18 protein-coding genes and 1 pseudogene are annotated in these 23,947 nt (G+C 43.7%); 6 read left to right on the top strand and 13 right to left on the bottom strand.

What is annotated here, in order from left to right:
- Positions 1–90: 90 nt before the first annotated feature.
- On the top strand, positions 91–2,142 hold the full coding sequence (locus tag CF394_RS07990) for a sensor domain-containing protein (RefSeq protein ID WP_165767504.1): 2,052 nt from the start codon (positions 91–93) through the stop codon (positions 2,140–2,142).
- Between the two features lie 37 nt (positions 2,143–2,179).
- Here the strand turns inward: CF394_RS07990 and CF394_RS07985 are convergent, their stop codons facing one another.
- The 4 genes from CF394_RS07985 to pxpB are packed head-to-tail and all read right to left on the bottom strand — an operon-like array spanning position 2,180 to position 5,299.
- Positions 2,180–2,935: a LamB/YcsF family protein gene (locus CF394_RS07985; RefSeq protein WP_094942827.1), complete on the bottom strand. Its 756-nt coding sequence runs from the start codon at positions 2,933–2,935 to the stop codon at positions 2,180–2,182.
- Entirely contained in the window at positions 2,922–3,695 is a 774-nt protein-coding gene (locus CF394_RS07980) for an IclR family transcriptional regulator (protein ID WP_094942826.1), read from the bottom strand. Before CF394_RS07980 ends, CF394_RS07985 begins: the two co-directional genes overlap by 14 nt.
- The gene (locus tag CF394_RS07975) at positions 3,685–4,644 is read right to left on the bottom strand and encodes a 5-oxoprolinase subunit C family protein (protein ID WP_094942824.1); all 960 of its coding nucleotides are present in this window, start codon (positions 4,642–4,644) and stop codon (positions 3,685–3,687) included. Before CF394_RS07975 ends, CF394_RS07980 begins: the two co-directional genes overlap by 11 nt.
- Entirely contained in the window at positions 4,637–5,299 is a 663-nt protein-coding gene (gene pxpB / locus CF394_RS07970; RefSeq protein WP_094942823.1) for a 5-oxoprolinase subunit PxpB, read from the bottom strand. Before pxpB ends, CF394_RS07975 begins: the two co-directional genes overlap by 8 nt.
- Positions 5,300–5,473: 174 nt before the next feature.
- Between pxpB and CF394_RS07965 the strand changes: the two genes are divergently transcribed.
- Positions 5,474–6,847 carry an RQC-minor-2 family DNA-binding protein gene (locus CF394_RS07965; RefSeq protein WP_094942821.1) on the top strand — a complete coding sequence of 458 codons (1,374 nt, stop codon included), beginning with the start codon at positions 5,474–5,476 and terminating at the stop codon, positions 6,845–6,847.
- A 37-nt stretch (positions 6,848–6,884) separates the two neighbouring features.
- On the opposite strand, the gene CF394_RS07960 is transcribed toward CF394_RS07965, so the two are convergent.
- Genes CF394_RS07960 through CF394_RS07950 form a run of 3 tightly spaced genes read right to left on the bottom strand, consistent with a single transcriptional unit; the run spans position 6,885 to position 11,610 of the window.
- Entirely contained in the window at positions 6,885–8,678 is a 1,794-nt protein-coding gene (locus tag CF394_RS07960; RefSeq protein ID WP_094942820.1) for an ABC transporter substrate-binding protein, read from the bottom strand.
- A 21-nt stretch (positions 8,679–8,699) separates the two neighbouring features.
- Positions 8,700–10,196: an ABC transporter permease gene (locus CF394_RS07955; protein ID WP_094942818.1), complete on the bottom strand. Its 1,497-nt coding sequence runs from the start codon at positions 10,194–10,196 to the stop codon at positions 8,700–8,702.
- A 10-nt stretch (positions 10,197–10,206) separates the two neighbouring features.
- Positions 10,207–11,610: an ABC transporter permease gene (locus tag CF394_RS07950; RefSeq protein ID WP_243370743.1), complete on the bottom strand. Its 1,404-nt coding sequence runs from the start codon at positions 11,608–11,610 to the stop codon at positions 10,207–10,209.
- Positions 11,611–11,780: 170 nt separating this feature from the next.
- Here CF394_RS07950 and CF394_RS07945 point away from each other — a divergent pair, with 170 nt between their 5' ends.
- From CF394_RS07945 to CF394_RS07935, 3 genes are all read left to right on the top strand, one after another.
- Complete coding sequence (locus CF394_RS07945; RefSeq protein WP_094942817.1) at positions 11,781–13,538, top strand: ABC transporter ATP-binding protein; 1,758 nt, start codon at positions 11,781–11,783, stop codon at positions 13,536–13,538.
- 89 nt (positions 13,539–13,627) lie between these two features.
- Positions 13,628–14,182: a TetR/AcrR family transcriptional regulator gene (locus tag CF394_RS07940; RefSeq protein ID WP_094942815.1), complete on the top strand. Its 555-nt coding sequence runs from the start codon at positions 13,628–13,630 to the stop codon at positions 14,180–14,182.
- Positions 14,183–14,260: 78 nt separating this feature from the next.
- The gene (locus tag CF394_RS07935) at positions 14,261–16,432 is read left to right on the top strand and encodes a YhgE/Pip domain-containing protein (RefSeq protein WP_094942814.1); all 2,172 of its coding nucleotides are present in this window, start codon (positions 14,261–14,263) and stop codon (positions 16,430–16,432) included.
- A 37-nt stretch (positions 16,433–16,469) separates the two neighbouring features.
- On the opposite strand, the pseudogene CF394_RS07930 reads toward CF394_RS07935, so the two are convergent.
- Together CF394_RS07930 and CF394_RS07925 are read right to left on the bottom strand one after the other, a co-directional pair.
- Positions 16,470–17,108, bottom strand: a pseudogene (locus CF394_RS07930) (SDR family NAD(P)-dependent oxidoreductase); the annotation flags it as partial.
- A gap of 205 nt (positions 17,109–17,313) precedes the next feature.
- Positions 17,314–17,505, bottom strand: a complete 192-nt coding sequence (locus CF394_RS07925) for a hypothetical protein (RefSeq protein ID WP_094942812.1) — start codon at positions 17,503–17,505, stop codon at positions 17,314–17,316.
- Positions 17,506–17,547: 42 nt separating this feature from the next.
- On the opposite strand from CF394_RS07925, the gene CF394_RS07920 reads away from it, so the two are divergent.
- Positions 17,548–17,991 (top strand): GyrI-like domain-containing protein, encoded by a 444-nt coding sequence (locus CF394_RS07920; RefSeq protein WP_094942811.1) that lies wholly within the window; start codon positions 17,548–17,550, stop codon positions 17,989–17,991.
- Between the two features lie 26 nt (positions 17,992–18,017).
- Here CF394_RS07920 and CF394_RS07915 read toward each other — a convergent pair whose 3' ends face one another.
- From CF394_RS07915 to CF394_RS07900, 4 genes are all read right to left on the bottom strand, one after another.
- The gene (locus CF394_RS07915) at positions 18,018–19,118 is read right to left on the bottom strand and encodes an MBL fold metallo-hydrolase (protein ID WP_094942809.1); all 1,101 of its coding nucleotides are present in this window, start codon (positions 19,116–19,118) and stop codon (positions 18,018–18,020) included.
- 52 nt (positions 19,119–19,170) lie between these two features.
- Entirely contained in the window at positions 19,171–19,839 is a 669-nt protein-coding gene (locus CF394_RS07910) for an HAD family hydrolase (RefSeq protein ID WP_094942808.1), read from the bottom strand.
- 45 nt (positions 19,840–19,884) lie between these two features.
- The gene (locus tag CF394_RS07905) at positions 19,885–20,733 is read right to left on the bottom strand and encodes a VOC family protein (RefSeq protein WP_094942806.1); all 849 of its coding nucleotides are present in this window, start codon (positions 20,731–20,733) and stop codon (positions 19,885–19,887) included.
- Between the two features lie 111 nt (positions 20,734–20,844).
- Positions 20,845–23,940 (bottom strand): efflux RND transporter permease subunit, encoded by a 3,096-nt coding sequence (locus CF394_RS07900; protein WP_094942805.1) that lies wholly within the window; start codon positions 23,938–23,940, stop codon positions 20,845–20,847.
- Between the last annotated feature and the right edge of the window lie 7 nt (positions 23,941–23,947).

Raw genomic sequence — 23,947 nt, 5'->3', positions numbered from 1 at the left:
ATAAAAATCTAACAGACAAATGTCGCATGCTGGCGTATACTTTTCTCAAAAGATAGGAATTGAGTAACATTTAAAAAAGGGGGCATGGAGATGGAAAAGCCATTGATTCATCGAGATACAGATATCGACCTGTTGGTTCAAATGCTCGACCACGTGACAGACCTCGTTTTTTTAATGGAAGTACAAGGAACCCAATTCATCTATCAATTTATCAATAAAAAAGCACGACAAATTTTAGGTCTTTCCGATGCGACATTAGGACAAAGTATTTTATCCGCACATGATAGTGACAAAGCAGTTCCACTTCATCAAGCTTACCAACGCGTGGTACGATCCGAAAAAACCCTTGTGTTTCGCCAACAAGTTCGGACTCCAACTGGAATGTTCACTGGAGAAAGTAAATTGACTCCTTTATACAACTCTTCTCGGGAAGTGACACATATACTAGGCATCGTCCAAGATGTATCCACATTAAAAGTTAGTGAAGACGAATCCGAATTAAACCGACAGCGCTATAAATCACTTTTTGATTTTCACCCAGATGGGATCATTGCTTATAACCTGAAAGGCCAACTAGTGGATGGAAATTTTGCTTCTTCTAAAATTACTGGCTATCAGTTCGGAGATGCTTCTGAGCATGGCTTCACAAATTTTATTCTAGATGAGTATAAAGACGTGACACGGGACGCGTTTGCCAAGTCTATTGAACACGGCAAATCCGTTCAATACGAGACTGCGATCTATCATAAAGAAGGGCATGTCCTATACTTGTCCATAGTAAATATCCCAATCAGCGTAAATGACGAAATCGTGGGAGCCTATGGGGTATTTAAAGATATCTCTCGAGAGCGTGAACTGGCTAGAGCCTTAAAAGAGAAAAACAAAGATTTAGAGACGCTTTGGAACACTGCTATCAATCCCGTCTTCCAGTTGAATCTAGATGGAACTGTATCTCAAGTAAATCCAGCATTTCGTCAATTGTTTGAATATGATGAGCAAGAGATTCAAGAGACGCTTTATGAGATTGTCCCAGAGTACCTTCAGGAAGAAATGCTGCAACTGCAAAAACGATTGGATCATCTTGAACCCATCGAATCTTATGAGACTCAGCGCATTACCAAGTCCGGAAAATTACTTGATATCCTAGCATCTTATACACCTGTGTACAATGAGCATGGAGAACCCACTGGTATTCACGTCGTGTATAACAATATTACCAAGTTGAAAAATACACAACGTGAGCTGGATCAGAGCAAAGAGAAATATAAGGTTATTACAGAATACGCATTTGATGTCATCAAGGTATTCAATCGTAACGGGCGAGCCGATTACCTATCTCCTTCTATCAAACACTTGCTTGGTCATGAACCATCTGAATGCATCGGAAAACAGTTTACTGAGTTTATTCATCCAGAAGATCATGCTGTAGTTCAAAAAAACCTGCAGCTTCTGCTTGTCACCCGCAAGCATTGTACGATGGAACTCCGAATGAGACATATCGACGGACATTACGTTTGGATGGAAGTAGTAGCTAGCCCCGTAATAGAACGAGGTCGAGTCATCAACATCATTACCATTTCACGGGATATTTCAGAGAGATACTCGATGCAAGAAGCGTTAAAACAGATGGCTTATTACGACCATTTATCTGGATTGCCGAACCGACGAGCATTTGATGATCGGTTGCAGGACCTCATAGATACAGAAGGTCAAGAACCTTCCTTGGCTTTACTCCTTGTTGATGGCAATCAGTTTAAACAAATCAATGATACCTATGGTCATGATGCCGGAGATGCGGTAATTGTAGAAATGGCCAAACGACTGTCAACGAGTGTTCGCCAGAACGATTTAGTTGCTCGGTTAGGTGGCGACGAAATCGGGATTTTATTAGGACAGATCCGTGCACACGATCAAGTAGAGGCCATTATCAACCGTATTATAGAAGCCTTCAAAGAACCGTTTCTATATAAACATGCGACGATTCCAATTGAAATTGCACTTGGTATCGCTCTTTATCCTCAAGACGCACAGGACAAAAAAGCACTGTTCATAGCAGCAGATAATGCTCTCTATGAGTCTAAAAAAACGCGTGCCACTTGTCATACTTATTACGAACAACTCTCAAACGAAAAGAAGCAGTGACAATTCGTCACCGCTTCTTTTTGTCTAAGCTTCCCCCTTATAACCCTTCGATTGCAATGCCTTCTTTTAAGAAACGTTCTCGTATTGCTTGAGCAAAGTCTAGCGCGTGCGCTCCGTCTCCATGAATACAGATAGTATCTGCTTGTATAGGACGACTTGTCCCTTGTCGTGTTGTCACCATTCCGTCTCGAACCATCTGAATCACGTGCTCCACAGCTTCTTGTTGGTCTTCAATCAACGCATCAGGTCGGCTTCTTGGTGTCAAGGAACCGTCTTCTTCATAACGACGATCGGCAAACACTTCTTGAGCGATTCGCATTTCAAATTTTTCAGCCGCATCTACCCAAGCGCTTCCTGCTAACCCTACAATGATGAGCTTGGAATCACACGCTTTTACAGCAGACACAATGGCTTCTGCTAGTTCAGCCGACTTTACGGCCATGTTGTAAAGAGCGCCATGGGCTTTTACATGACCGACAGACGTTCCACAACTCTTTGCAACAGCTTGTAACGCTCCAATTTGATAAACCACTAAGTCGTGGGCTTCTTGCGGTGAAATAGCAAGTTCTCTTCTACCGAAACCTTGTAGGTCCGGCAGGCCAGGATGTGCTCCGATTCCAACGTTGTGAAGTATTGCGCTCTCTACAGTCTGTCTCATGACGCTTGGATCTCCTGCGTGGAAGCCACAAGCAATATTTGCCGATGTGATTAGTGGTAGAATCAGTGAATCATTCCCCATCTGGTACGACCCAAATGATTCTCCTAAATCACAGTTCAAATCAATAGATACCATCTAACAAGGCCTCCTCTGCTCCTAATTTTCTCGAGAGTTCCTTACCTACTTGAACCAGCGCATCTGCTAAATTCTGAACATGCTCTTCATCTTGAAAACGAACTTCTGGTCCTACAAAACTCATACCAGCTACTACATTTCCTGAATGATCAAAAATAGGAACTGCCAATGCAGAAGAATGCGTTTCAAGTTCCGAATGACTGAGCGTCCATCCACGTTCTTTCGTTTCCTTCACTTTTTGCCATAATTGTTCTTCAGAAACCGGTGTTTGTTCAGCGTATTTTCGGAAATCAAATTGGTGAAGCAGTTCTTGCTGCTCTTTATCAGGTAAATAACTAAACAACACACGCGGACAAGCCCCTGCGTATAGGGGAGCACGGCGACCAATCTGGGTATAGACACGAATGCGTTCCTTTGTATCTGCTTTTTCTATATAAACGGCGTCTGTTCCGTCTTGGACAATCAAATTCACGGCTTCTCCGTACGTATCCCTTAACGTCTCCATGAAAGGCAATGCCAGTTGGCGAATATCCAAACGCTCAGCTACTAAATGACCCAGCTTTAAAAATAACAGGCCTAAACGATACATATGGTCTTGAGTCTTTTCAAGAAAGCCCATCTCAACAAGAGTTTCTGCCATGCGATGTGCAGAGGTTTTGGGCAGCCCAGTGTGAGTAATAATATCCGATAGGCTCGCCTGGTCTTTATCATAAAACACCTGGATAATCTCCATTGATTTCACTACAGTTTTATTGAGCATTCTGTCGCCTCCTTACCTCAATACTGATTTTGACGTCTTGTTGCCATTGCCGAAACTCCGCTGCCAGTTTTCTCGCTTCTTCTAGAGAAACAAATTCAAATTCAACTCGGTCACCTGGTTTTTTTTGCGCCAGAACAGGTAGGTCCACTTGAATCACTTGACCAATTCGTGGGTAGCCTCCGGTTGTTTGTCTATCCGCCATCAATACAATCGGTTCTCCACCAGAGGGAACTTGAATCGTCCCAAATGTAACGGGCTCGGACACAAGCTCTGTTGCATCTCGGCTCTTCAAAAGTGACCCTTGGAGTCGGTACCCCATACGATCCGATTGAGGAGAAATGGTATATGGTTCACTTATAAACCTATTGAGTTGTTCTACATCGAAGCGGTCTATCTCTGGCCCTTTTACTATTCGAACTTTCTCTTTCTTCCACCATGAATCCGTAGGGACGTGCCAGTCGGCCAGTAATTGTTTTTCTTGTCCGTGGGATGCATAAGGGATTCTATCTCCTTTGCGTAGTGCTCTTCCTTCAAGTCCTCCAATTGCAGCTCTTAAGAAAGTACTCCGACTTCCCATGACCTCTGGTACTTCAAGTCCTCCATGCACAGCTAGATACGCACGGCATCCTGCGCGGAGGTTTACAAAATGTAGGACTTCTCCACCAGATACAGGAATGGCACAGCCTCGCTTGATTTCCATCCCGTCTAGCTGAACCAACATGTCAGCACCCGTGACTGCAATCTTCGTCGGCTGATGAAATTGAAGCTTGGCTCCAGTTAAGGTGATTTCTAGGACGGCGTCTTTTGGGTCATTTCCAACAACCAGATTTGCGATAGCACTTGCTTGAGGATCCATAGCTCCTGTGACGCTCACTCCATATCTCTGAAAACCTGCTCGTCCTAAATCTTGTATAGTAGTGAACGGTCCTGGATGAATAACTTCAAGCATATTCCTCACCTCGCTCTACAGCAACAAATTGAATGGCGTCTCCTGCTTGCACTAAACTAGGTGGTTGCTGATCGGGTAAGAATAGCGCTATTGTCGTGCGTCCGATAATCTGCCAGCCTCCAGGAGTTGAGATAGAGTAAACACCTGTCTGGCCACCTGCTATACCGACGCTACCAGCTGGAATAGACGACCTAGGCGTTGTTTTACGAGGAGCATGAATTGCTTCAGGTAAGCCTGATAAGTAAGGAAACCCTGGGGCAAATCCAATCATCCTAACTGGGTAAATAACCGATGTATGAAGTTCTATCACTTCTTGCGGCGTTAGTCCTGCATGTTCTGCAACTATCTCTAGGTCAGGTCCCTCTTCTCCTCCGTACACGACAGGAATTTGGACCACGTTTCTAACTACTGCTTGTTCAATTACTTTCTGCTTAGCTACATCTCTCCAAAGCTCCGGAAGCTCTTCAAGTCTATCAGTAGAGATAGATGGTTTTATATAGACTCCAATAGACTGTGTAGTGGAAACGGTTTCAACAATTTCTTCACCGTAGTCTTTCTGAATGGTAGCCTCTATCTGTCTTATTCTCTGCTCTGTATCTGCTGCCTCTTCTAGACGAAGGATCCAACACTCTTCAGATAACCAAAATGAATGCATCGTTTCACCATCCCATATTTCGGAACAACTATTCCATTTTTAGAAACTTTTTATAAGAGTACATGAAATGCCTTTCTATGACAAGGGACATTTTCACTATTCAGAAAATAGTTCAAGCAAATCAATTGGGCATCTCTTTCTTTCCTTCTATACTAAAAGAGAGGGGGAATACCGATGACACAACAACACCTTGGCCTACTTGAACAACCGTATGATTCCTTATATTTGATCCCTGTTGGGGCAGTCCTTCACGTCCCTTCGAACTATCCTTCATCACCTCCGTTACTACGCAGAATCTCAAGTATTTTGAACGAGCTGCTTAGTGGTAGAGGACAACATGAACTTGAACTGATTTCCCGATTCACAAAACTTCCGTCACATACATTTCCACTAGCTATCGTTTCGGAACAACAAGCTTACTTGTATGCTATACGGCCTGATTATTTCTTATGGAAAAAGCAAAAACCGGAGCTAATACTCACTCCGGATAGTCACCATTTTGATTCTCGCAATCTTTACGTTCTCTCGGACAATCAGCTACGAAGTTATTTTGATGAACTCTTGGATAGCTATGTATTTGCTGCACAGCTGCCCACTTTGTCTCGAAGACAGTGGAAAGAAAAAGTTCGTCTAGCTTATTCCCAACATCCGTTCATCCGTTTGGCTGCAGAGAAACAAGATGTGCTTGAAGCCGTAGAGAATGCTAAACGATCCATGCTTATGGGCGTCCTCAATCCACCAGAAGATGTGGCTTTCTGGCGTCATCGTGTGGAGATTGTACTGAGGCCCTACCGTGCACTTCCACCGGATGCCACTTATTCTGCATGCAGCCATCCAATTCAAGTGACGATTGATAAAGAGTCTCCCATGCTCCAAATCTACTGCGAGACGTGCAATTACGCATATAAATACGACCCATTCGAAGACCGTGTCGTTCTTCAAGAAGAAATCAACTTGGCACAAGTACAAAAACGTATCTCGACTATAGAACGGCAATTTAATGCACTAGCAGAAGGAACACCTAAAGTGATCGCTGCTCTTCGAAAACTTCAACAGATCCAAGGGTGGTATATAGACAAGGAATTTCCGGCGCACACCGGAGATGCCCATCGTCTCTTGTTTTCCTTGCAAGGAGCTTCCTTCCCTGAAGAACCTGTTGAACCTACATTGTTATCGCTACACCATGTCAAACTATCAACCATCGATAGTTTACGTTTCGTTCAACCCTATCTAGATAAGAGCAAACAACAACTAGATCAGCAGCTCGAGGATGAACAACGTGAAACATCTAGTTCACCGTTAGGAGATACCGAAAAACCGGTTCGTTTCTCAACGAAAGGCTACACGCTGTATGAAGAAGAAGTGGATGTTATCGAAGACTATTTGGCTCGTGATGAACAGATGACGTTTCATTTGCTCATCCAAGTGCTGAAAGGAGAGGCAACGAGTAAAGTTCGAGCTCTAAATTTGCACCGCTCTCCTATATTTGGACTACTCCGGCCTTGGCCGAAGAAATTAATCCCTCAAGCTATCAAGAGCTTTTGGTAACCAAAAGGACCTGCCCAAATGGACAGGTCCTTTCGTGTTATTGTGCGTAAGCGTCTAAGAATTCTTTAACTTTTTCTGCATCCGCTTCAAATGTTAAGCCTGTGTCTACAAGTGGAGTGACTGTGGACACTGCTGGCTTTTTGTTCCCTTGGTAATATGTGATAAAGTCTTGTTGATTGATGGAGTATAGAACTGCTTTACGTAGATCCGCTGACTCTGACACATCACGACCTGACATGTTGAACTGCAAGTAGCTGACGCCGTTGCTGTCTGCTTGTTTTAAAGTCAGATTGTCGTCTGAGCTAACTACATCGTATTTTGTATCCGGTACTGTCTGAAGGACGTGGATCTCTCCGTTACGCAGTGCAGAAAGTGCACTGTCGTTGTCATCAATGAAACGAACATTCACTTTATCGATTAGTGGTGCATACTCAGAATCTGCACGGTAAGCAGGATTCTTCACAAATTGAGCTTCATAATCGTTTTTCTGAATCAAGATGTAAGGGCCGCTTGCGAACAATTGATTGTCGTAAGAACCACCTTCTGTGACAGTAGACTGATCTCCGTACGCAATATCACTGTTTGGATCGTAAGAAGCTACATCAAACGTATTGATTGAAGACACTTGTTGTTCAGAAACGATACCACCGGATTGGTGAGCTAAGTAATTCAATACTTGCGGGAACGGTTGTGTAGTTGTCACTTTCACCACTTGGTAGTTCCCTGCCGCATTGTCGACTTCGTCTTCTGATGCTACTAAAGTAGTAATATCCGCTGGTAATTCATTCGATAAGGCTTCTAATACACTTTCTCCATCTGGAGTTGTCGCACTTTCAAGCTCTGCAAGGTCTGTTACGACTTCAACAGTCTCCATGTTCTCATGTAGGCTGTATGTACGATGATCTGGAACAGATTCTGGATCCTTCGCACGGTTTAGAGAGAATACTACATCTTCTGCTGACACAAGGTCTCCTGTATCTACGGCAGCACCGTTTTCAACAGCTGCGAAGTTGATATCATCCCGTAAAATGAAGTAGTAGTTCGAATTGTCTTCTGTCATAGCGAAGTTGTAAGAAAGAGAGTCCTCTGCTACCACTTCGTCTTCATCTGTCAAATTGACAAGACGGGAGTACATATTTGTGTTTAACGTATTGATCGAACCATCATTTGCTTTAATTGGATCAAGTGATGTTAGTGAGCCGATCGCTTGGTGCAATACAAGCGTTTCTGATGCATTTAGAGATGCGTCATTGAACGAGATTTTCTCCCACGCTTGTGCACGTGACTTCGATAGACGTACTGTATCTGGATTCACAGCAGCTGAGTAAATCCCTTGCGCTTTATTAGAAATATAAAGTGGAGCAATATAGGCTTGATCGAAGACAAGCAACTCTTCTACAGCTTTATAAGCTTCTACCGCTTCATCCCCTGTAACCGCACTCGCTGCATCAATTAACTCATCTAATTTTTCATCCGCAATGACACTAGATGCGCCATCTGATTTAAATAGGCCACGAACAGCATAGTCTGGATTTCCAGTAACAGTAGTCCAAGAAGAGACGGCCACATCGTAGTTGCCTGCGTCTTTCTGAGAAGTGAACGAGCCGTAATCCGGCTGGATATTTAAGTTGACCTCAAATCCATTTTTAAGCAATTGATCACGAACAATGTTCATATCTTGTTCATTCGAAGCCATACCCAGCACTTCAATAACTGGTTTTTCAGCTGTCCCCGATTCCGAGACGCCCCCTGCTTCGTTTTCTGATTTCGTTTCGACACAGCCTGCTAATACTAAAGTTGCCGCTGCAGCAACCGCAAAAAATTTCTTCATCCTGTAAATTCCTCCTCTATGTTAGTTTGTCTTTGGATCAAGCGCATCGCGCAGGCCATCTCCAAAAAAGTTAAAAGATAAAACAAGAAGCATAATACAAATTCCAGGGAATATCGCTACGTAAGAATGGGTTTCTAGATACGTACTTCCCACTTTCAAGATGTTGCCCCATTCAGGGATATGCGGTTCAATTCCGAGTCCAAGGAAACTCAAACTACTTGTTGCAATGACCGCTCCCCCAATCGTGAGAGTCGCTTTTACAATCATAGGAGCTAGAGAATTCGGCACGATTTGTTTGAAGATGATGGACGCATCCGAAGCCCCCAATGCTCTTGCCGCTTCTACAAACTCAAAGTTGGAGAGCTGCATCACGGTTGCGCGCATAGTACGTGCATAAGTAGGGATAGCTCCAACGCTAAGCGCAATAATCAAGTTGACCGTATTAGCACCAAATGCTGCGATGATGGCAATAGCGAGAAGAATTCCTGGAATCGCGTAAAGAATATCTAATAGACGCATAATGACCGAATCGGTTGTGCGACCAAAATATCCAGAAATCGCCCCTAGCGTCCCTCCGATCAGAGCTGGTAACACAGTTGAAGCAAATCCAACAATCAATGAAATCTGAGCGCCGAAGACGATGCGAGAAAAGAGATCCCGTCCAAAATCATCGGTTCCTAATGGATACTCGAGTGATGGATTTTGCAAGATGGCACTGTAATTGTTTTGAGTGGCAAAGTCATAATCGAAGATCCACTCACTGACCACGGATAAACTAAAGATGAATGTGATAAAGAACATCCCGAAGATGGCCATCGTATTGCGTGTGATTTTCAACCACATCGTATGCCACTTCTCCACAGAAGACGGGTTTTTAGAGCGTGCTTTTTTAATAAGCGAATACCCAAGTAAGAATCCAAAAAAGTTCCCTATGAACAAGCTGAACAACAGAATAATTCCAGGAATCAGCATCCACTTCGGAGCTGATTCAGCGGTTACAAATCGTGCAGTGAGCACAATCATTACTGCGTACAGAAGTGCTGCCACTAGAAGTAGACCTATAGCTAGTAGGAACGTGTCTACTACATAAGGTTTAAATAAATTGAATGCGGAAACACCGATTACAAATAGCTGCGTCAATAAAGCATAGCTAGCAAATGTATACTCTGGCGTTTGATTTTGGCTAACAAGTGCGAAAGCGAACCCAGACGCAAAGATATTGCCTGCAACGATTGTCAGCAACAAAGGATACGCCAAAAGACGCGTGCTCTTCTGCACTTCTCCTTTTCGTAGAACATCGTTACGAATTCGTTTAGCAAGAAAGAGTACATATAAAGTCGTTACCGTATAGATGATTAAGAAAATCACAACAGGAAGTCTCACTTGCTGGTTAGAAAAATCAAAGCTATAGACTAAAAACAGAAGGGCAAACAGCGCTGTAAATATCCATGTGAACTGAGCGTTCCGGTATTCTTGTGATAATTTGAGACGCAATGCGTCATTGGTGATCTGCTTCACAGGCTCCCTCCTATCCTTTCTTTTTCATGGTCGAGCGGATACGCGGATCATAGAAAGCGTATAAAATATCGATGACCAAGTTGACCAGTGAAATAGCGATGGCAATATAGACGACCCCACCAAGGAGTGCAGGTATGTCTGGGATGAACTGCTTGTCGACAATGTAGCTCCCAATCCCGCTGATATTAAATACCTTTTCAGTGATGGCCGCACCGCCTAACATACCACCGAACAACAGTCCAATCACCGTAATGATAGGAATCATGGCATTTTTCAAAGCATGCTTGGAAACAATTTGACGTTCGGTAAGACCTTTCGCTTTAGCGGTGACGATGTAGTCTTCGTGTATCACTTCCAGCATAGACGACCTTGTCATTCGTGCAATCGATGCAGCGATAGACGTTCCCAGTACCGCAATTGGCAATACAAGCGATAACCAATTTGATGTGCTATATGTAGCCGGGAACCATTGCAAGTGAATGGAAAACCCTAAAATGAACAGTAATCCTTGCCAGAAGCTCGGTATAGATAGACCAATCAAAGCCACAATCATAAACGTATAGTCCCAATAACTGTTTGGACGTAATGCGGAAACAATCCCTGCAGGTAATGCGATAATGATGGCCATCAACAGAGAAAAGAGAGCAATAATCAACGTCACTGGGAACTTAGAGGCAATGCTTGCTGTGATGTTTTCTTTGCCTGCAAATGAAGTACCTAGATCAAATGTGAACAGTCCTTGTAAGGAATTCCAAAGCTGTCCTAAGTATGGCTGGTCTAATCCGTAAATCCGATTAAAGTTAGCGACTTGTTCAGGTGTGGACTCAACACCAAGGATGTTCTGCGCTGGATCTAATGGAGATATGTATAAGATCGTAAAGACAAAAGTTGCGACACCTATGATGACAAACACAGTTTGAACTAAGCGTCCCAACACAAACCAAGCGAATGATTGGCTTCTTCCTGCAAGGAAGCTATATAACAAGAACGCAAATATGAAAGTCGTCCAGAAGAAGATAGGCGTTCCAATCAGGTTACCCGTAAAATGTGAATAGGTCTGAGGAACAACACCTTGTTTCTCAAGCTTCTTCTCCAACTCTTCCCGTTCATGCTGAGCAACTAATCGCTTTGCCGTCTTATGGAGCGTGTCTTCACTTTGACGAAGTTGGAACGTCTGATCTTTTGCTTTCTCTTGTCGGTAGAAATCTTCAAACCAGTGTTGCCTTTCCTGTTCAGAAATCAATCTTGTTTCCTTATTTAGCTGTTCTATGTAGTTCTTTTCGGGTTTCTGAATACGGTACAACAACCAGGAAATCAGATGGAGAGGAAGACTCAGCAATACTACAAGCCAATAAGACTTTCTATGTAAGGAAGCCTTTAAATAGAGTGACTTCATAAATTCGGGGATGGTCATTAGGGCACACTCCTTTCTTCTGCCAAAAATTCAACCCGCCTTCTATAACTAGAAGACGAGTTCGAAGTAAAATGAATATATTGTATAATTCCTAGTGGTATAGTAGAGTATGAAACATATTTACTAAAGAGTCAATAGATTTTGCTCATTTAAAGATTGAGGTGTTTGTTATGGATCAACCCATTTTATCGATACAAGATTTACGCGTTTCGTTTTTAGCAGGAGAACGAGAAATAGAAGCTGTTAAAGGTGTACATATAGATGTTTATCCAGGAGAAACAGTAGCCATTGTCGGAGAGTCTGGAAGCGGAAAAAGTGTTACTGCCCGCTCGGTCATGCGCCTCCTTCCCTCTCCTCCTTCATTTGTCAAAAGTGGCTCTATCCTGTGGAAAGGCGAAGAGTTACTTTCAGCTCCAGAGAAACGATTGGAGCAACTTCGAGGAAAAGAGATTTCGATGATTTTCCAAGACCCGATGAGCTCTTTAAATCCGACGACACGTATTGGTGATCAAATTGCTGAAAGCTTGATCAAGCATCGAAAGCTCTCTAAAAAAGATGCCCTTACACAAACTATTGAGCTGATGGAGCAGGTCGGGATCCAAAAAGCGAGTCAGCGCGCCGCACAGTACCCTCACGAATTTTCTGGAGGAATGCGTCAACGTGCCATGATTGCCATGGCACTCTCTTGTCAACCTGAACTATTGCTTGCGGATGAGCCCACGACTGCACTAGACGTGACGATTCAAGCGCAGATTTTGGCACTGATGAAGACGATGCAACAAAAGCTTGGCACAGCTATCGTACTGATCACGCATGATTTAGGTGTCGTTGCTGGAATGTGTGACCGTGTCATTGTGATGCAAAAAGGAGAAATCGTTGAAACGGGAACGACAGAAGACATCTTCTATTCGCCTCAGCATCCTTATACAAAAAAGCTGCTTGCTGCACTGCCGAAACTTCATGAACCTAAACAACCGAAACTTCCTAGCAAGGTGGATACCCAGCGTGACCCTTCTCAACCACTTGTGGAAGTCCGAAATTTAACTAAAGAGTTTGATCTTGGCCGAGGCGAACAACTCAAAGCCGTAGACGATATCAGTTTTTCTATTTACCCAGGAGAAACACTAGGGCTTGTAGGAGAATCTGGTTCTGGGAAGTCAACAACCGGACGCACCCTTCTACAGCTGCATCAAGCAACTTCTGGAACCGTGCTGTTTGACGGCATCCCTTTAAATCGCTTGAACAAGAAACAATTAAAACAAATGCGTCGCCGAATTCAAATCATTTTCCAAGATCCCTATGCATCGCTAAATCCTCGACAGAAAGTCGTCGACATCATCGGTACAGCCTTAGACCTTCACGGACTAGCTCAAAACCGTACACAAAGACAACAGCGAGTCGAAGAATTACTAGAATTAGTGGGACTGGAGAAAAGTCATGCTATGCGCTATCCCCATGAGTTCTCTGGAGGGCAGCGTCAACGAATCGGGATTGCACGTGCACTCGCAGTTGAACCAGATTTCATAGTGTGTGATGAGCCCTTATCCGCACTGGACGTTTCTATACAAAAGCAAATCGTGGAACTCCTTCGAGAGCTCCAGCAGAAATTAGGATTGACCTTCTTATTCATTGCTCACGATTTGTCGATGGTAAAACATTTGAGTGATCGAGTAGCGGTGATGTATAAAGGGAAGATTGTGGAACTAGCTGAAAGTGAAACGCTATACTCAAACCCACAACATCCCTATACGCAGGCTCTGCTAGCTGCCATCCCCCTTCCTGATCCGCATGTTGAAGTGAAGAGACGAGCGGCTCGTGCAAGTGTCGCACATCAAGAGACACCACATTACGATGTAGCAAACTCAATCTGGACAGAAGTTTCTCCAAACCACTGGGTGGCACTTCAACAAGAGCTTACACATGTGTAATGGAATTTCACTTGCCTCTATAAAACATCCGATGTATACTTTGACTAAATGACCGAATTTGAATTTCGGTCATTTTAGGAGGCGAATCGATGGATCGCAAACAAGAAATATTAAAAGCTGCCGCCAAAACCTTTAGCCTGTATGGCTACAAAGCTACTAGCGTAGATCAGATAGCACGGGAAGCTGGTGTTGGAAAAGGAACCATCTATACATTTTTTGCGAATAAAGAAGATCTATTTCAAGCTATCGTCCTTTCTACAATAGAGGAAATGAAGCAACAAGCCGTGCGTGTCTTAGATCCTTCTGCTACTCCTGCAGAAAATGCACATAAAGCTTTAATTAAAATGTTGGAGTTCCGTGAAACCCACCAACTTCTTGCTCGTTTGATTGAAGAAGAACGTGCCACGAAGTCCAAAGCTGTGTATGATATGATGCAGCAGGTAGAAAAAGCGATTGTAGAATTTATTGAACAGCGATTGAGTCGGGCTCTGCCTGATCTTGAGTCAGACCCGAAACTTCTTGCTTATTTGTTATACAAATCGTATGTAGCTTTTGTAGTGGACTGGAACCAACTGTATGAGCAGCCTTTAGATGAAAAAACCATCAGTCAGTTTTTTCATCAAAGCCTATTCAAAGGGCTCTAATAAAGAGCCTTTTCTTTTATCATAAAATAACCAAAATAACAAAGCAGTCATTCGGTCACAACAGAAAGGAGAATCTTCATGATTCGGCAACAATGGAAAGCAATCTTTACTAACAAGAAACAATTGATACCTTTACTGGCTATTCTCTTTATTCCGATTATGTACGCTGGTATGTTTTTATGGGCATTCTGGGATCCTTATGCGCAGCTAGAGGATTTACCCGTTGCAGTAGTGAATGAAGATGTAGGAGCAACCTATCAGGAAGAGCAACTGGAGCTAGGTACGGATTTACTTACGAACTTAGAAGAGAGACAGGACTTTAAGTTTGAAGCGTTTACTCGTGACCAAGCAGATGCGGCTCTAGAAAATAAAGAAGTCTATATGGTCATTGAAATTCCTGAAGACTTCTCTCACAACGCAACGACACTGCTCGGAGAATCCCCTTCTCAAATGGAATTGATCTACCGTCCAAACGAGGCATTTAATTTCTTATCCAGCCAAATCGGCGAGACAGCCATCGCTCGCATTCAGGCAACTGTTAATGAACAAGTGACACAAACCTTTACAGAAGGAATCTATGAAGCTGTCGATTCTTTGAAAGACGGAATTGGAAGTGCAGCGGATGGTTCTGCAAAACTAGAAGATGGGGCTCTATCCCTTCAACAAGGGACAAGTGAATTAAAAAGTTATTTAAATGACCTAGCAGCTGGAAGCGTTACATTGACGGACGGGACAGCAAAGCTCGCACAAGGTGTTGAGCAAGCGCGACAAGGTAGTGCTACGTTAACCACTAAACTAGGTGATGCTAAAGATGGCGCTCGCACAGCTGCAGAGGGTGCTTCACAGCTAGCGGCTGGGACAACTTCTCTACAGCAAGGAATTGCAGATTACACAGCTGCTGTAGACAAATTAGCAACTGGCTCCGGGACATTGCAGGATGGTCAGGTCCAGTTTAGTGCTGGTGTTTCAAAAGCATCCACAAGCGCTGTGCAACTACAGCAGGGGCTTTCAGAATTAGCAACTGGTTCCGAACAATTAGCAGCTAGTTGGAATGGTGCAATCGCACAACTTGTAGCTGGTCTTCCTCCAGAGCAAGCTGCTGCCGTACAAGCGCAACTCGATCCCCTTCTGCAGGCTACGCAATCTTATAGTACGAAAATGCAACAAGCTGCTGGTGGAGGCTCACAGCTTGCTGATGGTCTACAACAACTTCAAGCAGCAAGCCAAGATTTGGAGCAAGGTACTTCACAAGTAGCAGACGGTCTAGAACAATTAGCTTCAAAGAATAGCGTGCTCACAGACGGTGCTAATCAAGTGAATTCCGGGACCACACAATTAGCAGGCAAGCTCCCTGAGTTAGAAAGTGGCCTTGAACAACTTCAACAAGGTTCAGCTCGTTTGACTGCGGGACTTACAGAAGCAGCAGAGGGTGCTGGCCAACTGACATCTGGCTCAACAACGCTCGCATCAAACTCGCAACAACTCGCGGATGGTGCAGGGAAACTAGCAGAGGGAAGCACACAATTAGCTGAAGGCACCACAGAGCTTCATAACGGACTAGCAGATGGCTCAGAGAAGGCATCGGAATTCAAGGCCGGTGAAGCTTCAGCGAAAGCTGTAGCTCAGCCAGTACAGGTGGAAAAGAAAGCACTACATGAAGTACCCAATTACGGAACAGGATTCTCTCCTTACTTCATTTCACTTGGTCTTTTTGTCGGTGCACTCCTTACTTCCATCGTCTTCCCATTACGAGACCCTGCATCTTCACCTACAAGCGGCGTTCGTTGGTATTCAAGCAAGACAATGGTTGTAGCTGCAATCGGCATCCTACAAGCACTCATTGTCGCGGGACTTGCTATTTGGGTAGTTGGAGTGGATCCAGTCAATCCTTGGTTATTTGTTGCAGGTACTGTCCTTACAAGCCTGACGTTCATGGCACTCGTTCAGTTCTTAGTGACGACACTTGGAGATGCAGGACGTTTTGTAGCCATTATCTTATTGATTCTTCAATTGACTACAAGCGCGGGAACGTTCCCACTAGAATTGTTACCGAAAGCACTTCAAGTATTTAATCAGTGGTTGCCGATGACTTACTCGGTTGATCTTTTCAAATCCGCCATCTCTATCGAAGGCGGTGCAGGATTCGCGTTTGCCGCTACAATATTAGCTGTATTTGCGATTGTTTTCTCTGTAGCTACACTTCTTTACTTTATATTTAGTTTCAGAAAGCTTACAACTAAAGAAGCATAAGAAAAGGCTCTCTTCGAATTCGAAGAGAGCCTTTTTGTTATTGAGCTGTATATCCACCGTCTACTACTAAACTTGCACCTGTCATAAAACTTGAATCATCTGATGCCAAGAATAGAACTGCTTTTGCCATCTCTTCTGACTGGCCCAATCGTTTCATCGGTGTCATCTGCTTCAAGATGTCTTTGCTTTCTTCAGGGATGATTGGTGTATCGATAAATCCTGGGCATAGGGCGTTCACACGAATATTGTGTTCTGCGTACTCAAGACCGATTGAGCGAGTAAAGTTGACTACGCCACCTTTTGCCGCATTGTAAGCTGCTGACCCTGGAGAACCTACCCACCCATACATAGAAGCTGTGTTCACTATCACTCCACCACCTGTCTGTTGGAAAGAGCGAATCGCTTCGCGAGCCACTAAGAACACACCATCTAAATCTACTGCAACGGTCTTTCTCCACTCGTCATAGCTCACTTCATGTGTTGGTGTCACTTTACCGATACCTGCGTTATTGAACACGATATCCACTTGGCCATAAGCTTCTTTTGCTTTTTCAAACACATTTGCCACTTGCTCTTCATTTGTAACATCTGCTTTTACAAAGATAGCGTCTGGTAGTTCTTGAGCAAAAGATGTTCCTAGATCTTCTTGAAGGTCGACTAAAACTAATTTAGCTCCTTAACGACCTGCCTGTAGATATGGATTTATTTAAGCGCTATATGGCCAATGGATTGTACGGATTGATCCGGGATTGGATTCAAACAAATTACGCAAAAGAGGACCAACAGTTTATTAATGAACTCATTCAGTTGAGTCAAGCCCATATTGCGAGTTATACCTTTTTTGGCCAAACAAAAAAAGACTCTTCCCAGTAAGAGAAGAGTCACGAATTTGGCAACTTGGTTGTTGAGATCCGGAACAAATAAAAGCCGATAGCTGCTAATACGAGTGACGGAAAATAAAGTGGAATGTGGTAGATCGGATCGATGTCCTGAAGAAATGGCCACTTTTCTACGCCGATAAAGAGTGCTATGCTAAACACTAGATAGATTGTACCAAATACACGATTTTTCATAAGAGTCTCCTTTACGAATTCTTTGAATGGAGGACTGGAATCATGCCAGCTCATAAATCTGTAACCATCCGCGCACTTGTGACGCGGCATACAGGAATTTTTCAAGATTATGCTACCATTGTACCCGAAAAAGCTCGAAGCTTCATGGAAAAGTTGCAGGACACCGATTACCAAGCCCACGTGGAAGTTGCTTTATTTGAACCAAAGTCCGGAATCGACCATGAAGAAGGTCATTTTTACGTAGGTGTTCTCGTCTCGCATCAACCGCCCCATCCACCTGCTGGCATGGAGTATATTGAAATCACACGAGACTATGCATTTGCTCGAGGCACGACGGAAGAAATCGGAACACTTCATGAGAAACTCACAAACTGGATGCTTGACGAAAACCTTCAATTTGATCTTTCAGGTTATATTGTCGAGATGTACTTCCCTACAGAAACAGCTGAAGAAGTTGAGATTTATTTGCCGGTAAAAACAAACTAACGCCTTTCCTAGGAAAGGCGTTGTTATTATATACATGGTTTCCACCAAGTCGTTGTTTGATAGTCGTTCAATTTAGAAACGTCTAGTGTTTCTCCAATTTTAGGAACCACAACATGGACATCGTGTTCTTTTCCAAGACGCATCATTTCTTCCGGCGGATCATCCCACTTATGGAAAGCCAACGTAAAAGCCCCCCAATGAACGGGCAGTAAATGACTTCCGTTTAAGTCGAGGAAAGCCTGCATACTCTCATCTGGATGCATGTGCACACCTGGCCAACGCTCATCATATTGACCGCACTCCATCAACACTAAATCAAACGGTCCATAACGGCGACCGATTTCTTCAAAGTGTTTCCCGTATCCGCTGTCTCCACTATAAAAAATACGAGTATCGTCCCACTCAAAAATCCAAGAACACCAAAGCGTTTCTGCATAATCAATACCGAGTCGCCCTGAAAAATGGCGAGAAGGAGCTGCTGTAAAACAGATGCCTTCTTCTTCAATAGACTGCCACCAGTCCACTTCAAAGATTCGGTGTTCCGGAACTCCCCACCCCTCAAGTCGCTTGCCAACTCCTAACGGAACAAAAAACTTACGCACGCGGTCTTTGATTTGCTGAAGCGTATCATAATCTAAGTGATCGTAGTGATCGTGAGAATACACTACAATATCAATTTCCGGAAGTTGTTCGAGATCAAACGCCTCTTCTACCGGGTACCGCATATCTTTGATTTGAAATGGCAGGGGAACTTTTCCAAGCATAGGATCAACAAGAATGACTTTATCCTTCCACTCTAGTAAAAAACAAGAATGGCCAAGCCATGTAACATGAGGACTTTCTACACCTGAATGTCTCTCATACTTCACACTCGACATCGGATTAGCAGGATGTAAGTCCGCTTTTCGTACTAAGTAATCTTTTGCAAGACTTTGAAGGGTTTCAAACCCGCCAGGAGACACAATTGGTGGCGTGTTCCGAAACTTCCCATCTTTAAAATGCGGAAGCTCATCAAATTGTTTCTTTTGAGCCCGCGTCACGCGTTTTCCAAAGGTCGGATTCGCCATGATATACCCAACCAGAGCTGCCACGGCCGTACCCGCAATCCATCGTTTCTTGATGTGCATCCTCGTCACCTCTTTTTACTGGATGTATTCCCGTAAAACGTATTGCGGTAAACTAGGCTTCGATAATTTCCCAGCCCTGCTCATATGCATATGATTTTAACTCCTTGTCTGGTTGTACAGCTACAGGATGTCCTACAAGTCCCAGAACATCTATATCGTAAATACTATCTCCATAAGCGAAGCTTTCTTTCCAGTTTACTTCTACACCTTGCAAATCTTCTTCGATTCGTACGAGTTTTTGTTTTTCATGAACATGAGACAGTTCCGTCACTTTTAGGAGATGCCCATCTCGGAAAGGTACTTGCGTCCCAAGTTTCGAATCAACAGGAAGGTCTTTTAACACCTCATCGAGCATGACATCAAAGGCACCAGAGATGACTAAAATGCGGTGGCCTTGCTCATGATGCCAATGGAGTCGCTCGATGACTTCCATATTAAAGTCTCCTGCCATCTCTTCTGCCATCTCTCTAAAGTAGGCACGTAGTTCTTGCTCACTCGAACCTTCAAAAGTCTTCAAGTAAATTTCCATCGCTTTTTTTCGCATCGTCTTCTCAGGCGTCATGTTCATCTTATACAAAAGGTAGACCGGCATGAGCCGGCGCATGAATTTTTTATACCGCTTGCCATACACTTCATGAGACTGCAAAAAGCGCATTAATAGCGTGTACGTTTCATGCTTATAAATCGTGCGGTCAAAATCAAATAGTGCAACTGTTGTCATCGGAAAATCCCCCAACTTGGTTTGTTTCCTTTTATTGTACAGGAATTAACTCCGAATATGAATTTCGTTCCCTGCAGGATCTTCTGTAATTAAAACTTCGTCATTCCATTCGACTCGAGCACCCAGAGTGTTCAAGTGCTCTTCGAAACGCTTCTGCTTTTCGGCATCTTCAACAACTAATGTGTAATGAACAAGCCCCGCAGAATGTGCAGCCGGACGCGGAGCCCCAATTCCGTTCCAAACATTGAGTCCAATATGGTGATGATACTTGTTGTCAGCGATGAAGATAGCTTGGTGCCCATAACGAGTCACAACTTCAAAATCAAGTGCTTGTGTATAGAAGTTCTCAGCGGCCTGCAGATCGTCAACATGAAGATGAATATGACCCATTACTGTATTTTCAGGTAGTCCCGTCCACGGAAGGACGTTTTCTTTTGTAAGTAAATCCTCAAAATTCAATGGATCCACCGTCATTTCTACAGAGCCTTCATTCCACGTCCATTCTTTTGGTAAGCGGTCGCGATAAATTTCAATGCCGTTGCCATCCGGATCCGCAAAATAGAGCGCTTCACTTACTAAATGATCCGAAGACCCCAACTGGACTCCTTGATCGACCAAATGAGGAACGATGCTTGCAAGTGACTGACGAGACGGAAGTAAAATCGCAAAGTGGTATAGTCCTGTTGTGCGGGGTTGCTTTCTTCCAGCGTGGTCTGGTTGAATGAGCGTCAACAGAGCTGTCTTGCCATCTGCAGTCAATTGGACCTCATTTGCTGTTTGTGAAAGGACTTGAAATCCAATAATCTGTTGGTAAAACTCTGTCGAGCGTTTGATATCGGTTACATTAATTGTAACGTTAGTTACAAATGTAGTTGGTTTTTGATGAAAGTTCATGTTTCATTCTCCTTAAGTTACTATTTGTAACTTAGTTTATATTAGTAATCTAAAACTGTCAACAATTGCCCAACAAAAAAACCGGCTCTAATAAAAGAGCCGGCAGTTAGATTAATCTTCTTGATCTACCAATGATTTATTCTTTTGTAACTTACGCAGTAGTTCGTAGACGACTGGTACTACAACAAGCGTCAATAATGTAGACGAGAACAGCCCGCCGATAACCGTAATGGCAAGGTCTTGAGAGACCAGCCCTCCTCCGCCGCTAGATAATGCCATAGGGACCATGGCACCTATCGTAGCAATAGCTGTCATCAGGATAGGACGTAATCGTGTAGCTCCTGCTTCTAACAAAGCATTTCGTACAGACATCCCTTCACGCTCCATTTGAATGACACGATCTACCAATACGATGGCATTCGTAACAACGATACCAATCAACATCAAGAGACCCATCATAACGGATACTGAAATAGTTTGTCCTGTTAAGAATAAGCCCGTGAAGGAACCGATTACTGCAAACGGTAAGGAGAACAAGATAGCAAATGGTGCAAGTCCTCCTCCAAACGTGACCACCAAGATGAAATAGACAATGGCAATAGCCGCTGCCATCGCAATTCCTAGCTGCGTGAACGTCTCATTAATGTCTGCAGTCACTCCACCCGTCTCAACTTTAACGCCCATAGGCAAGTCCAGTTTATCAATGGCTTCCTGCGCTTCGGCACTCGGACCTGAAACATCTTTTGTCTCAACTGTCCCCGATACACTCGCATAGAACTCGCCTTCTGAACGGCTTAATGTGTTTTGAGTAGTACTTTCTTCTACGTTCACCAACTCACCAAGCGTCATCATCGTTCCCATTGCTGTCGGGATCGGTGTTTCAAGCAACTCTTCAAAAGTAGCCGCTGTCTGTTGCTCAGGGTTCTTCACTATAACCTCTAATTCACCTGCATCTGTGCGCACAGATGTCAGTATTTCATCTTGCCCGCTTGCTGAGAGTGCCATCAGGATCTGGCCTGCAGTTAACCCGTATTGTAAAGTGTCTTGTTGTTCCACCTGCAACACATGCTCCACATAAGGGTTTTCCGCATCTGACGTGACATCTACTAAGCCATTGATGTCTGTCATGGCTTGTTCTACTTTTGCGACCGATTCTAACAAGTCCTCTAAATCTTCACTGTAGAGGGTATAGGCCACTTCATTTGAAGCCATCATCCCTCCACCCATCATGTCTTGCTCTTTCCATTCACCTGAATGGTCTAGTGAAGCAAGCTCTTCCAAAACGTCTTCTCGATTTTGTTCAAACTCATCTACTGATAAGGCATCATCAAAAATCAAGTACAGTAAAGCTCCGTCGCTTCCTCCTGACATGATAGAAGCGATATCAGTTGAAGACGCATCCGTAATCGACAGCTGCACAATATCAATCTCTTCGCGTTCAAGGAGCAGCTGCTCCACTTCTTCCACATTTGCTGTAGTCTCTTCTTTCAATTCGCCAGCAGCTGGTGAGTACGTGACGTACATCATCTTCTCCGTCTGGGAACCTAAGAAAGAGAATCCAATCAGTGGCGTTAAAGCAAGTGACCCTACTAGTAACGCAACCGCCACAATGGAAGTAATCCATTTGTGGTTGAGGGCTTTTTCAAGGAACCCTTTGAACCACAACGCCATCTTCCCTACTTCTTCATGGGCAGAAACCGTTTTTTCTCCGTATAGTTTTTTACGGAACAAGCTGTGGGACATTGCCGGTACAATCGTAATCGCCACTGCCAGTGAAGCTAATAGCGCGAAGGACATCGTAAGTGCGAATGGCAAGAATAACTCTCCAACCATGCCTCCAACAAATACTAGTGGAGCGAAAACGGCAATCGTTACAAGCGTTGATGACAAAATCGGTTTGAACATTTCAATCGTTGCCGATTGAATCAGCTTGCGTCCTGTTAGTTTTTCTTCTTTCAAATGCATGCGTCGGTAGATATTTTCCACCACGACAATGGAGTCATCGATAACGCGACCGATAGAGACCGTGATGGCTCCCAGTGTCATGATATTCAAAGTGATGTCCAGCCAGTTCAACAGCAGTAATGCTACAAAAATAGAAACTGGAATAGAAACGATCGCAATCAGAGTCGAACGGAAATCGCGTAAGAAAATCAGGATGATTGCTACCGCAATCAAACCTCCAATTAGCGCTTTCTCAATCATTGCGAATACCGACTCTTCAATCGGCTCCCCTTGGTCTAATGTGATATCTACAAGTAAACCTTCTGTTTCTGCTTCGAACTCTTTCATCAAGTCTTTAACCGCATTGACGACCGATACGGTATTGGCTTCTTGACCTTTTACAATTTGAATGGCAATCGCATCTTCCCCATTCGTTCGTGCAATCGATTCAACTTGCCCTACTTGTTCAATAGCAGCTAGCTCAGATAACGGCACAAAAGGAGACGGGTTTGTTGCAGAAGGTGTGACCGGAATGAGGATCTCCTTGAAGTCCTCGACTGACGTAATGGCTCCGTCAACATAAACTGCTTCTTCTCCTTCTTCAAACTCATAAAGACCAAGCGAAACGGCAATATTGCTTGCTTCAATCATCTGTTTGACGTCATCTTTAGTCACACCAAAGGTTTCTAAAGCTTGTTCATCATACCTCAGATGGATTTCCTCTATATGCTGTCCGTTTACCGTGGCGGACGCAACCCCATCGATTTTTTCAAGCTCGGGAAGGATTGAGTTCTCTACGCGCTCTGTCAGTTCTACGATAGATTCTTCCTCGCTACTGACAGATAACGCTACAACCGGAAACATGTTTAAGCTAATAGCTAAGATAGATGGTGTCTCTACTTCTTCTGGAAGCGTCACACTATCAAGAGCGGATTCGAGCTCACGCTTCTTTTGGTCCATATCGACTCCATACTCATACTCAATTTGAACTTGAGAGACGTTGGCAGAAGAATTAGAGAAAACCGCTTTTACATCTTCAAGACCTTCAACCGCTTGTTCAAGTGGCATGGATACATCTTCCATAACTTGTTCAGCAGTTGCACCTGGGTACACACCAGCTACAATCAAATAAGGGATTGAGACATCTGGCAAGGACTCCATTTTCATTTGAGTAGTGGAATAGATACCTGCAAAGGTTACAATAAGAGTTAGCAACCAAACGGCAAATTTATTTTTTAAAACAAAACGCACAAGATTCTGCACACCATAA

This window comes from Tetzosporium hominis (assembly GCF_002265435.1).
In the GTDB taxonomy this organism is placed as follows: Bacteria; Bacillota; Bacilli; order Bacillales_A; family Planococcaceae; genus Chryseomicrobium; species Chryseomicrobium hominis.
This window is presented reverse-complemented; position numbering and strand designations above follow the sequence as displayed.

Coding starts and splice junctions, on each gene's coding strand:
- CF394_RS07990 (WP_165767504.1), top strand. CDS start 91: ATGGAAAAGCCATTGATTCATCGAGATACAGATATCGACCTGTTGGTT.
- CF394_RS07985 (WP_094942827.1), bottom strand. CDS start 2,935: ATGGTATCTATTGATTTGAACTGTGATTTAGGAGAATCATTTGGGTCG.
- CF394_RS07980 (WP_094942826.1), bottom strand. CDS start 3,695: ATGCTCAATAAAACTGTAGTGAAATCAATGGAGATTATCCAGGTGTTT.
- CF394_RS07975 (WP_094942824.1), bottom strand. CDS start 4,644: ATGCTTGAAGTTATTCATCCAGGACCGTTCACTACTATACAAGATTTA.
- pxpB (WP_094942823.1), bottom strand. CDS start 5,299: ATGCATTCATTTTGGTTATCTGAAGAGTGTTGGATCCTTCGTCTAGAA.
- CF394_RS07965 (WP_094942821.1), top strand. CDS start 5,474: ATGACACAACAACACCTTGGCCTACTTGAACAACCGTATGATTCCTTA.
- CF394_RS07960 (WP_094942820.1), bottom strand. CDS start 8,678: ATGAAGAAATTTTTTGCGGTTGCTGCAGCGGCAACTTTAGTATTAGCA.
- CF394_RS07950 (WP_243370743.1), bottom strand. CDS start 11,610: ATGACCATCCCCGAATTTATGAAGTCACTCTATTTAAAGGCTTCCTTA.
- CF394_RS07945 (WP_094942817.1), top strand. CDS start 11,781: ATGGATCAACCCATTTTATCGATACAAGATTTACGCGTTTCGTTTTTA.
- CF394_RS07940 (WP_094942815.1), top strand. CDS start 13,628: ATGGATCGCAAACAAGAAATATTAAAAGCTGCCGCCAAAACCTTTAGC.
- CF394_RS07935 (WP_094942814.1), top strand. CDS start 14,261: ATGATTCGGCAACAATGGAAAGCAATCTTTACTAACAAGAAACAATTG.
- CF394_RS07925 (WP_094942812.1), bottom strand. CDS start 17,505: ATGAAAAATCGTGTATTTGGTACAATCTATCTAGTGTTTAGCATAGCA.
- CF394_RS07920 (WP_094942811.1), top strand. CDS start 17,548: ATGCCAGCTCATAAATCTGTAACCATCCGCGCACTTGTGACGCGGCAT.
- CF394_RS07915 (WP_094942809.1), bottom strand. CDS start 19,118: ATGCACATCAAGAAACGATGGATTGCGGGTACGGCCGTGGCAGCTCTG.
- CF394_RS07910 (WP_094942808.1), bottom strand. CDS start 19,839: ATGACAACAGTTGCACTATTTGATTTTGACCGCACGATTTATAAGCAT.
- CF394_RS07905 (WP_094942806.1), bottom strand. CDS start 20,733: ATGAACTTTCATCAAAAACCAACTACATTTGTAACTAACGTTACAATT.